The 11428-nt window shown below is 70.4% G+C and carries 10 protein-coding genes; 2 read left to right on the forward strand and 8 right to left on the reverse strand.

Going from position 1 to position 11428, the window contains the following annotated elements:
- Positions 1-295: 295 nt before the first annotated feature.
- Positions 296-1981, reverse strand: coding sequence for a ribonuclease J (locus tag ACFYUZ_RS38225; protein WP_389317515.1), 1686 nt, complete (start codon positions 1979-1981; stop codon positions 296-298).
- A 119-nt stretch (positions 1982-2100) separates the two neighbouring features.
- Positions 2101-3000, reverse strand: coding sequence for a 4-hydroxy-tetrahydrodipicolinate synthase (dapA, locus tag ACFYUZ_RS38230; protein ID WP_189806139.1), 900 nt, complete (start codon positions 2998-3000; stop codon positions 2101-2103).
- A 337-nt stretch (positions 3001-3337) separates the two neighbouring features.
- Here dapA and ACFYUZ_RS38235 point away from each other — a divergent pair, with 337 nt between their 5' ends.
- Together ACFYUZ_RS38235 and ACFYUZ_RS38240 are read left to right on the forward strand one after the other, a co-directional pair.
- Entirely contained in the window at positions 3338-3577 is a 240-nt protein-coding gene (locus ACFYUZ_RS38235; protein WP_123455699.1) for a hypothetical protein, read from the forward strand.
- 54 nt (positions 3578-3631) lie between these two features.
- The gene (locus ACFYUZ_RS38240; RefSeq protein ID WP_389317520.1) at positions 3632-4192 is read left to right on the forward strand and encodes a hypothetical protein; all 561 of its coding nucleotides are present in this window, start codon (positions 3632-3634) and stop codon (positions 4190-4192) included.
- Here the strand turns inward: ACFYUZ_RS38240 and ACFYUZ_RS38245 are convergent.
- From ACFYUZ_RS38245 to eccD, 6 genes are all read right to left on the reverse strand, one after another.
- On the reverse strand, positions 4182-4634 hold the full coding sequence (locus ACFYUZ_RS38245) for a hypothetical protein (RefSeq protein WP_389317523.1): 453 nt from the start codon (positions 4632-4634) through the stop codon (positions 4182-4184). The genes ACFYUZ_RS38240 and ACFYUZ_RS38245 overlap by 11 nt on opposite strands.
- 5 nt (positions 4635-4639) lie before the next feature.
- Positions 4640-5392 (reverse strand): 4-hydroxy-tetrahydrodipicolinate reductase, encoded by a 753-nt coding sequence (gene dapB / locus ACFYUZ_RS38250; RefSeq protein ID WP_389317526.1) that lies wholly within the window; start codon positions 5390-5392, stop codon positions 4640-4642.
- Between the two features lie 25 nt (positions 5393-5417).
- Positions 5418-6797, reverse strand: coding sequence for a M16 family metallopeptidase (locus ACFYUZ_RS38255; protein WP_389317529.1), 1380 nt, complete (start codon positions 6795-6797; stop codon positions 5418-5420).
- Positions 6794-9013, reverse strand: a complete 2220-nt coding sequence (locus tag ACFYUZ_RS38260; RefSeq protein ID WP_389317532.1) for a polyribonucleotide nucleotidyltransferase — start codon at positions 9011-9013, stop codon at positions 6794-6796. The genes ACFYUZ_RS38255 and ACFYUZ_RS38260 overlap by 4 nt, the downstream gene beginning before the upstream one ends.
- A 283-nt stretch (positions 9014-9296) precedes the next feature.
- Positions 9297-9587 carry a 30S ribosomal protein S15 gene (rpsO, locus tag ACFYUZ_RS38265; protein ID WP_015036567.1) on the reverse strand — a complete coding sequence of 97 codons (291 nt, stop codon included), beginning with the start codon at positions 9585-9587 and terminating at the stop codon, positions 9297-9299.
- A gap of 211 nt (positions 9588-9798) precedes the next feature.
- Entirely contained in the window at positions 9799-11271 is a 1473-nt protein-coding gene (gene eccD, locus ACFYUZ_RS38270) for a type VII secretion integral membrane protein EccD (protein WP_389317535.1), read from the reverse strand.
- Positions 11272-11428: the final 157 nt, after the last annotated feature.

Genomic DNA, 11428 nt, shown 5'->3' on the forward strand with positions numbered 1-11428 from the left:
CCTTCGGTCCCGTTTCCGGGCCCTCCGGGCGCTTCCTTCGTTTCCGACTCTATCAGATCTTTCCGATCCGATTTCCTCGGTGCTTTCCGGTCCCGAATTTGTTTTCTTCGAGGCCTTCCGGCGTGTTCCGACTTTATCAGAAGTTCTGAGCCGGATTTCCCGCCTCCCGGTTCGTCCTCCGGGCGCGCTTCGGCGCCGGGGACTTCCCGATCTGGCGGAGCCGTAAACGTACTGGAGCGGGGCGCCCCGATGCAAATCGAGGGGCCCCGCTCCGCTGTCGCGCTGGTCAGGCGCCTCAGACCTCGACGACGACCGGGAGGATCATCGGGCGCCGGCGGTAGGTGTCGGAGACCCACTTGCCGACGGAGCGGCGGATCAGCTGCTGGAGCTGGTGGGGTTCGACGACGCCGTCCTGGGCCGACTTGTTGAGCGCCTGGTCGATCTTCGGGAGCACCGCGTCGAAGGCGGAGTCGTCGATCCCGGAGCCCCGGGCGTGGACGTGCGGGCCGCCCACGATCTTGCCGGTCGACGAGTCGACGACGACGAAGACCGAGATGATGCCCTCCTCGCCGAGGATGCGGCGGTCCTTGAGGGAGGTCTCGGTGACGTCGCCGACCGAGAGGCCGTCCACGTACACGTAGCCCGCCTGGACCTTGCCGGTGATGCGGGCGCGGCCGTCGACCAGGTCGACGACGACGCCGTCCTCGGCGATGACGATGTGGTCCTTGGGGATGCCCGTCATCGCGCCGAGCTCGGCGTTGGCGCGCAGGTGGCGCCATTCGCCGTGGACCGGCATGAGGTTCTTCGGCTTGCAGATGTTGTAGAAGTACAGCAGCTCGCCGGCCGAGGCGTGGCCCGAGACGTGGACCTTGGCGTTGCCCTTGTGGACCACGTTCGCGCCCCAGCGGGTCAGGCCGTTGATCACGCGGTAGACCGCGTTCTCGTTGCCCGGGATGAGGGAGGACGCGAGGATCACCGTGTCGCCGGGGACGATGCGGATCTGGTGGTCGCGGTTGGCCATGCGGGACAGGGCCGCCATGGGCTCGCCCTGGGAGCCCGTGCAGACCAGCACGACCTCGTCGTCCGGCAGGTCGTCGAGGGTCTTCACGTCCACGACGAGACCGGCCGGGACGCGGAGGTAGCCCAGGTCGCGGGCGATGCCCATGTTCCGGACCATCGAGCGGCCGACGAAGGCGACGCGGCGGCCGTACTCGTGGGCGGCGTCGATGATCTGCTGGATGCGGTGCACGTGGCTGGCGAAGCTGGCCACGATGATGCGCTTCGGGGCGTTCGCGAAGACGTTCCGCAGGACGTTGGAGATGTCCCGCTCCGGCGGGACGAAGCCCGGGACCTCGGCGTTCGTCGAGTCGGACAGGAGGAGGTCGATGCCCTCCTCGCTGAGCCGCGCGAACGCGTGGAGGTCGGTGAGGCGGCCGTCCATCGGGAGCTGGTCCATCTTGAAGTCGCCGGTGGCGACGGCCATGCCCGCGGGGGTGCGGATGGCGACGGCCAGGGCGTCCGGGATGGAGTGGTTGACGGCGACGAACTCGCAGTCGAAGGGGCCGAGGGCCTCGCGGTCGCCTTCCTTCACCTCCAGGGTGTAGGGGCGGATGCGGTGCTCCTGGAGCTTCGCCTCGATCAGGGCGAGGGTCAGCTTGGAGCCGATGAGCGGGATGTCCGGCTTCAGCCGGAGCAGGTAGGGGACGGCACCGATGTGGTCCTCGTGCCCGTGCGTGAGCACGATGCCCTCGATGTCGTCGAGGCGGTCCCGGATGATGCTGAAGTCCGGCAGGATCAGGTCGACGCCGGGCTGCTCCTCCTCGGGGAAGAGGACGCCGCAGTCGACGATCAGCAGCCGGCCGTCGAACTCGAAGACCGTCATGTTGCGGCCGATCTCACCGAGACCGCCGAGCGGGATGACGCGCAGACCGCCCTTGGGCAGCTTCGGCGGGGCGCCGAGTTCAGGATGCGGATGACTCAAAAGACTCTCCTCACCATGCGCGCCACGTACCGGTCGGGCACGTGGCGCGCATGACAATCGTGCACTTGCTGTTGTCGGTGTTCAGTTGTCGAGACCGTGTTCAGTTGTGAAGTCCGTTGTCAGAGTTCTACCCCGCCGGCGGCCAGGTCGACCTTGAGCTGCTCGGTCTCCTGTGCGGAGAGTTCGACGAGCGGCAGGCGCAGCGGTCCGGCCGGGAGGCCCTGGAGGGCGAGGGCGGCCTTGGTCGTCATGACGCCCTGGGTGCGGAACATGCCGGTGTAGACCGGCAGCAGCTTCTGGTGGATCTCGGTGGCCTTCTGGACCTCGCCGCCGAGGTGGGCGTCGAGGAGGGCGCGGAGCTCCGGGGTGACGAGGTGGCCGACGACGGAGACGAAGCCGCAGGCGCCGACGGAGAGGAGCGGCAGGTTGAGCATGTCGTCGCCGGAGTACCAGGCGAGGCCGGAGCGGGCGATGGCCCAGCTGGCGCGGCCGAGGTCGCCCTTGGCGTCCTTGTTGGCGACGATGCGCGGGTGCTCGGCGAGGCGGACGATCGTCTCGGTGTCGATCGGGACGCCGCTGCGGCCCGGGATGTCGTACAGCATCACGGGGAGGCCGGTGGCGTCGGCGATGGCCGAGAAGTGCCGGTACAGGCCCTCCTGCGGGGGCTTGTTGTAGTAGGGGGTCACCGCGAGGAGGCCGTGGGCGCCGTCGCGCTCGGCGGTGCGGGCCAGTTCGATGGAGTGGTGGGTGTCGTTGGTGCCGATGCCGGCGACGACGTGGGCGCGGTCGCCGACCGCCTCCAGCACCGCTCGTACGAGCTCCGATTTCTCCGCGTCGCTGGTGGTCGGGGACTCGCCGGTGGTGCCGTTGATGACGAGGCCGTCGTTGCCTGCGTCCACCAGGTGGGTGGCGAGTCGCTGGGCACCGTCGAGGTCGAGTGCGCCGTCCGCCGTGAAGGGCGTGACCATGGCGGTGAGGACCCGCCCGAAGGGGGTCTGCGGAGTGGAGATCGGAGCCATGGGTAACACGCTACTCGCTGCTCAGCGCCGGGTGCCCCTGAGGGGGACGGGAGAAAGGGAGCCCGGCGCTGCCTGCTCGGGGGTTCAGGCAGCGCCGGGTCCGTTTGATCAGCCTAGATGAACTTCTCGAAACGCCGCAATACGGACACTTCGCATCGTGCGTTCGGACATGTGTGCCTGTAGGGCCGAACGGCCGGACGGCCCGCCCGATCTCTACCTACTCGTGACGTCCTACCGGAGGATGAGATTCGGCCGCTTTGATGAAAAAGGGCACCAAAACATCGGTTCCGTCGTCTGTACCTGTGACGCATGACGACGAAGAAGGAGAGTGGCTCTGATGTTCCGCCGGCGAGAGGCCGTACCGTTCGCGTTCGTCGCGGAGGCCGACCACTTCCGCAGTAACGTCACTCCACCGCCCCGGGAGCGCCTCAGCGCCTCGCAGATCGTGGGCCGCGCCCTGCTCGGGCTGACCGTCGTGGCCGGCCTCGTCGGGTCCCTCGTCCTGGGAATGCCCTCGCTCCAGTCGGGTGACTCGGCCACTCGTCAGCAGCAGTCCGAGGCCTCCGACAACCGCTGAGGTAGCCTCACCGGGCACCGCCCCTTCGAGCGTGCTTGTGAGTGAGGACCTGTCGTGCCCCTGCCCTTCCTGACGGCCGACCGTGCTTTTGACACGACCGACCACGTCGCCCTGCCGTTCGACGACCACGACCAGTGGCGTCGCCCGTACCGGCCGGGCTCGTGGCGGGTGGGGGCGGCGGCGCTCGCGCTGCTGCTCGCCTCGTTCGTCCTGCTCGCCGCCGTGGTCATCGCGGCGGCCGGAGCCTTCGGCGGCGCGTGCGTCACGTTCGGCATCGCCGTGCTCGTCATCGCCGCCGCCCTGCGGATGCTGCGCATGGGCGCCTGGGTGAGCCGCGCCGGCGTGCGGCGCGTGGCCTTCTTCTCGACCGTCACCGTGCCCTGGGCGAAGGTGACGTCCCTGCGGACCACCCAGCAGCCGGTGCGCTGGCTGGGACTCCCCCGCACGGTCCAGGGCCAGGCCCTGGTGCTCGACCGGCGGGGTGGTGAGCAGCTGCTGCTGCTCACCGACCACAACGCCGACTTCCTCTCCCGCGTCGAGGCCTTCGACCGGGCCGCCGACGCGGTCGAGGCCTGGAACTCCGAGTACGGCACGGCCCCGGCCGCTACGCGCTGACCGGGCGCCCCTCGTGGAGCGCGATGGCCCGCTGCATCGCCTTGCGCGCCCGGGGGGTGTCCCGGGCGTCGTGGTAGGCCACCGCGAGCCGGAACCAGCAGCGCCAGTCCTCGGGCGAGTCCTCCGTCTCGGCCTTGCGCAGGGCGAAGACCTCGTCGGCCGAGTCCCGGTCGATCCGGCCGCCCTGCGTGCGCTTCAGCTCGTCGACGGGCAGGCCGCCCTCGGCCTCCAGCTCGGCGGCGAGGCGGCCCGCCCGGCGCGCGAACCGGGTGTTCTTCCAGAGGAACCAGGCGCCCACGACGGGCAGCAGGAACGCCACCGCGCCCATGCCCATGGCGGCCGGCTCGCCCGTGAGGAGCAGCAGGACGCCCTCCATCGCCACCACGCCGAAGACGAGGACGAGGACGGTGGCCAGGAAGACGTACGTGATCTTTCCGCCCATGACCGTCAGCCCAGGTCCAGGAAGTGCTCCAGGCCGAAGGTGAGGCCCGGAGTCGTGGTCACGCGGCGGGCGCCCAGCAGGATGCCCGGCATGAAGCTGGAGTGGTGCAGGGAGTCGTGGCGGACGGTGAGGGTCTCGCCCTCGCCCCCGAGCAGCACCTCCTGGTGGGCCAGCAGGCCCCGGAGGCGTACGGCGTGCACCGGCACCCCGTCGACGTCCGCGCCGCGCGCCCCGTCCAGGGCGGTGGTCGTGGCGTCGGGCTGCGGGGCGCAGCCTGCCTTCGACCGGGCCTCGGCGATCAGCTGGGCGGTGCGGGTGGCCGTGCCGGAGGGGGCGTCCACCTTGTTCGGGTGGTGCAGCTCGACGACCTCGACCGACTCGAAGTACGGGGCCGCGATCTGCGCGAACTTCATGGTGAGGACCGCTCCGATGGAGAAGTTCGGAGCGATGAGGACGCCGGTCTCCGGGGAGGCGGCGAGCCAGCCGTTCAGCTGCGCGAGGCGGTCCTCGGTCCAGCCGGTGGTGCCGACGACCGCGTGGATGCCGTGGCGCACGCAGAAGTCGAGGTTCTCCATGACCGAGTCCGGGGTGGTCAGCTCGACGACGACCTGGGCGCCCGCCTCGGTGAGCGCCTCCAGACCGTCGCCCCGCCCGAGGGCCGCGACCAGTTCCATGTCCTCGGCGGCCTCGACGGCCTTGACCGCCTCGGAGCCGATGCGGCCCTTGGCTCCGAGGACCGCCACACGCAGCTTGCTCATTGCTCTTCCTTAGGGGACTTGTGTTTCAGGAGACCGCTCGGTGGAGGCGGTCCGCCTGCTTGTCCTTCAGCGGGCCGATCACCGACAGCGAGGGCCGCTGCTCCAGTACATCGCGGGCGACCTCGCGGACCTCGTCCGGGGTGACCGCGGCGATCCGGGAGAGCATGTCGTCGACCGACATCTGGGTGCCCCAGCACAGCTCGCTCTTGCCGATGCGGTTCATCAGCGCGCCGGTGTCCTCCAGGCCGAGCACGGTCGAGCCGGAGAGCTGGCCCACGGCGCGGGTGATCTCCTCGTCCGTGAGGCCGTCCGAGGCGACCTTGTCGAGCTCGTCGCGGCAGATCTTCAGGACGTCGTGGACCTGGCTGGGCCGGCAGCCCGCGTACACCCCGAAGAGGCCGCAGTCGGCGAAGCCCGAGGTGTACGAGTACACGCTGTAGGCCAGGCCGCGCTTCTCCCGGACCTCCTGGAAGAGGCGGGAGGACATGCCGCCGCCGAGGGCGGTGTTCAGCACGCCGAGGGCCCAGCGGCGCTCGTCGGTGCGGGACAGGCCCGGCATGCCGAGGACCACGTGGGCCTGCTCGGTCTTGCGGTTCAGGAGCTCGACGCGGCCCGCAGTGCGGATGGTCCGGGCTCCCTCGCGGGGGGCGACGGGGACGGCGTCGGTACGGCCGAGGGCGCCGGCCTTCTCGAAGGCGCGGCGGACCTGGCGCACCACCGTGGCGTGGTCGACGTTGCCCGCGCAGGCGACGACCAGGTGGGTCGGGTCGTAGTGCTTCTTGTAGAAGCGGGCGATCTGGCCGCGGCTGAGCGCGTTGATCGTGTCGACGGTGCCGAGGACCGGGCGGCCCAGCGGGGTGTCGCCGAACATCGTCTGCGCGAACAGGTCGTGCACGACGTCGCCGGGGTCGTCCTCGGTCATCGCGATCTCTTCGAGGATGACGCCGCGCTCGGCGTCCACGTCCTCGTCGAGGATGAGCGAGTCGGTGAGCATGTCGCAGACGACGTCGATCGCCAGCGGCAGGTCGGTGTCGAGGACCCGGGCGTAGTAGCAGGTGTACTCCTTCGCCGTGAAGGCGTTCATCTCGCCGCCGACCGCGTCGAGCGCGGCGGAGATGTCGAGGGCGGACCGCTTGCGGGTGCCCTTGAAGAGGAGGTGCTCCAGGTAGTGGGTCGCGCCGTTGAGCGTCGGGGTCTCGTCGCGGGAGCCGACGTGCGCCCAGATGCCGAAGGTGGCGGAGCGCACGGAGGGGAGGGTCTCGGTGACGATCCTCAGGCCCCCGGGGAGGGTCGTGCGCCGGACCGTGCCGATGCCGTCCTTGCCCGGGAGAAGCGTTTGGGTACGGGCGACGGCCCGCCCCTCCGAAGAGGGGCGGGCCGTCGCGCGGGAACTACGGGACGTCACTTGGCGGCGTCGTCCTTGTCACCCTCGGCGCCGTCCTCGTCCGCGATCACGGGGATCAGGGAGAGCTTGCCGCGCTGGTCGATCTCGGCGATCTCGACCTGGACCTTGGAGCCGATCGCGAGCACGTCCTCGACGTTCTCCACGCGCTTGCCACCGGCGAGCTTGCGGATCTGCGAGATGTGCAGCAGGCCGTCCTTGCCCGGGAGCAGGGAGACGAAGGCACCGAAGGTGGTGGTCTTGACGACCGTGCCCAGGTAGCGCTCGCCGACCTCCGGCATGGTCGGGTTGGCGATGCCGTTGATCGTGGCGCGGGCGGCCTCGGCGGCCGGGCCGTCGGCGGCACCGATGTAGATGGTGCCGTCGTCCTCGATCGTGATCTCGGCGCCGGTGTCCTCCTGGATCTGGTTGATCATCTTGCCCTTGGGGCCGATGACCTCGCCGATCTTGTCCACGGGGATCTTGACGGTGATGATCCGCGGGGCGTTCGGGGACATCTCGTCCGGCTTGTCGATCGCTTCCATCATCACGTCGAGGATGTGGAGGCGGGCGTCGCGGGCCTGCTTGAGGGCCGCGGCCAGGACGGAGGCCGGGATGCCGTCCAGCTTGGTGTCGAGCTGGAGGGCGGTGACGAACTCCTTCGTACCGGCGACCTTGAAGTCCATGTCGCCGAAGGCGTCCTCCGCACCGAGGATGTCGGTGAGGGCGACGTAGTGCGTCTGGCCGTCGATCTCCTCGGAGATCAGGCCCATGGCGATGCCGGCGACGGGGGCCTTCAGCGGCACACCGGCGTTCAGCAGCGACATGGTGGAGGCGCAGACCGAGCCCATGGACGTCGAGCCGTTGGAGCCGAGGGCCTCGGACACCTGACGGATCGCGTAGGGGAACTCCTCGCGGGTCGGGAGGACCGGCACGAGGGCGCGCTCGGCGAGGGCGCCGTGGCCGATCTCGCGGCGCTTGGGCGAGCCCACGCGGCCGGTCTCGCCGACGGAGTACGGCGGGAAGTTGTAGTTGTGCATGTAGCGCTTGCGGGTCACCGGGGAGAGGGTGTCCAGCTGCTGCTCCATGCGGAGCATGTTGAGGGTGGTGACGCCCAGGATCTGGGTCTCGCCACGCTCGAACAGCGCCGAGCCGTGCACGCGCGGGATGGCCTCGACCTCGGCGGCGAGCGTACGGATGTCCGTGATGCCGCGGCCGTCGATGCGGACCTTGTCCTTGATGATCCGCTCGCGGACCAGCTTCTTGGTCAGCGCGCGGTAGGCGCCGGAGATCTCCTTCTCGCGGCCCTCGAAGGCCGGGAGGAGCTTCTCGGCGGCGATCTCCTTGATGCGGTCGAGCTCGGTCTCGCGCTCCTGCTTGCCGGCGATGGTGAGCGCCTGGGCGAGCTCGTCCTTGACGGCGGCGGTGAGCGCCTCCAGGACGTCGTCCTGGTAGTCGAGGTAGACCGGGAACTCGCCGGTGGGCTTGGCGGCCTTGGCGGCGAGGTCCGACTGGGCCTTGCAGAGGACCTTGATGAAGGGCTTCGCGGCCTCGAGACCGGCGGCGACGATCTCCTCGGTCGGCGCCTCGGCGCCGTCCTTGACCAGCTGGACGGTCTTCTCGGTGGCCTCGGCCTCGACCATCATGATCGCGACGTCGCCGTCCTCCAGGACGCGACCGGCGACGACCATGTCGAAGACGGCGTCCTCGAGCTCGGTGTGCGTCGGGAAGGCGACCCACTGGCCCTTGATCAGGGCGACACGGGTGGCGCCGATGGGGCCGGAGAAGGGCAGGCCCGCCAGGATCGTGGAAGCCGAGGCGGCGTTGATCGCGACCACGTCGTACAGGTGGTCGGGGTTGAGCGCCATGACCGTCTCGACGATCTGGATCTCGTTGCGCAGGCCCTTCTTGAAGGAGGGGCGCAGCGGCCGGTCGATCAGGCGGCAGGTGAGGACGGCGTCCTCGGAGGGGCGGCCCTCACGGCGGAAGAAGGAGCCGGGGATCTTGCCGGCCGCGTACTGCCGCTCCTCGACGTCCACCGTGAGGGGGAAGAAGTCGAGCTGGTCCTTGGGGCGCTTCGAGGCGGTGGTCGCCGAGAGGACCATCGTCTCGTCGTCCAGGTAGGCGACGGCGGAGCCGGCGGCCTGCTTGGCCAGACGGCCGGTCTCGAAGCGGATGGTGCGGGTACCGAAGACGCCGTTGTCGATGACGGCCTCGGCGTAGTGGGTCTCGTTCTCCACTATGGGTTTCTCCTACGTGTTCGTCTTTGCGTCCTTCGGCCCGTGTGGCCGGGGACGGTGTGCGACGGGGGCGGAGAAGCTCGCCTCGGGTGCGGGCCGGTCTTCGATCGAAGCACCCGGGTGTTCGTTTCCGGGGGCCACTACCGAGGACCGGCGGCTGGCCGGCGGCTTCACGCTCGTCGTATGGGGTTGTGCGACCAGACTAAGTGGCGATGCGCACTTTGCGCACGTACAGCAAAGGGAGCGGCCCCCTGAAAGTGGGAACCGCTCCCTTTCCGGCGTCTTACTTGGCGCCGCCGGCCGCACCGCGGCGGATGCCGAGGCGGTCGACCAGCGTACGGAAGCGCTGGATGTCCTTCTTGGCCAGGTACTGCAGCAGGCGGCGGCGCTGGCCGACCAGGATCAGCAGACCACGACGGGAGTGGTGGTCGTGCTTGTGCTGCTTGAGGTGCTCGGTCAGGTCCGAGATGCGACGGGACAGCATCGCGACCTGGACCTCGGGGGAGCCGGTGTCGCCCTCCTTGGTGCCGAACTCGGCCATGATCTGCTTCTTGACGGCGGCGTCGAGAGCCACGCGGATCTCCTCTTGGTTCGTGCGCCCGCGAGTGCCCCTGGTCCAGTTCTCAGGGGAAGCTTCCGTGACTCGACGGGCGAAGGTCCGATGGGCGCAGCTTCCAGGGCCTGGGGAGGCTTCCGGGAGCGCGTACACAAACGGCCGTCACACAGCGTACCAGGACGGCGGAGGGGTCCGTCGCCCGGTGTCCCGTCTCCGGCCGCCCGGCCCCTCATTTGCTGGTGAGGGAGCGGACCTGGGTGAAGACGTCGAGGACCGCGAGGCAGAGCGGGACGAGGGAGAGCAGGACGAAGCCCTCGGCGAGGTCGAGGAGGCGGCCCCAGAAGGGCGAGAGGCCCTTCTTCGGGATGATCAGGCCGATCGCGGTGATCAGCGCGGCGCCGGAGGCGACGGCGGCGGTGAGCCAGATCGTCCGGATGTCGAGGCCGCCGCGGTCCCCGTACATGAGGAGGTCCTTGACCAGGTCGGCCGGCGGGTTCAGGGAGAGGCCGAGGACGAGCAGCGCGATGGCGGCGATGCCGGCGACGAGGACGCAGGCGACCTGCGAGGTGTACCGGAAGAGGCGGGCGCGCAGCAGCATCGCGAGGCCGGCGGCGAGGGCGAGGAGCTGGCCCCAGACGTTCCCGGCGAAGCCGAGGACGGCGGCGGAGCCGACGACGACGGCCGCGCAGCCGCCGACCAGGCCGAGGAGCATCTCGTGGCCGCGGCGGGCCTGGAGCGCGATGCGCTCGCCGTCGACGGGCTGCGCCTCCTCGCCCTGCTGCGGGTCGGCGGAGAAGTCGTCGTCGGCGGCGCTGCGCGGGGCGGCGTAGCCGATGGGGAGGCGGGCGAAGCGGGCGGAGAGGCCGGGCAGGAAGGCGACCAGGCCGATGGCGACGGGGGCGCAGGTGGCGGCCGCCTCGGTGGCGGTGGTCTCCGTGAGGATCATCAGGAAGGTGGCGAGGGTGCCGACGCCGGCGAGGAAGGTGGCGGCGACGAAGGGGGCGTCACCGCTGGGGGTGAGCGCGACGAGGGCCACGGAGGCGACGAGGACGGTGACGGAGCCGAGCAGGAACTGCAGGCGGCCCGGCCCCTGGCCGGGGTCGGCGGCGATGATGCCGGAGCCGGCGATGAGGAGCAGCGGCAGGGCGCCGAGACCGAGGGCGACCGCGGTGGCCCGGTCCGCGTAGACGCGGGCGCGGACGCCGGCGAAGGCGGTGAGGAGGAGGCCGGCGGCGCCCGCGATGATCCCGGGGAGGCTGTGCATGTCGTGGCGGACCGGGTCGGCGAACCAGAGGACGAAGCCCATGAGGACGAGGAGCAGCACGCCGCCGAGGAGTCCGGCGCCGCGCAGCAGTTCGTCGCTCCACAGGTGCCGGTCGCGGGTGACGGCGGAGGCGACGGCGTCGGAGACGTCGTCGTAGACGGCCGGCGGGAGGGACTGCGCGAAGGGGCGCAGGGAGAGCACCTCGCCGTCGAGGACCTGCTGGGCGGCGAGGGTGCGGGCGCCGTCGAGGACGGATCCGTCGCGGCGGACCAGGTGGTATCCGGTCGGGGTGCCCGGCGCCTGGGTCTGGCCGGTGAGGCGCAGGATCTCCGGGTAGACGTCGGCGACGGCGATGTCCTCGGGGAGCGCGACGTCGATGCGGCTGTCCGGCGCCACGACGGTGACGCGGCAGAAGCCGGTCGCTGCGGTCGTACTCACGTGTGTGGACCCCCTGATTCGCGGTTGCGCCCGTCGGATTCGCGGTTGCGCCCGTTCTGATTCGCGGTTGCGCACGATGCGCGCGCCACCCTACCGGGGACGGCCGGTGGGGGCTGCAAGTAGGATCGCCGTCCCATGGGGGAAGTCCGCGCGCTCG

The sequence above is a fragment of the Streptomyces sp. NPDC004266 genome (assembly GCF_042874095.1).
In the GTDB taxonomy this organism is placed as follows: Bacteria; Actinomycetota; Actinomycetes; order Streptomycetales; family Streptomycetaceae; genus Streptomyces.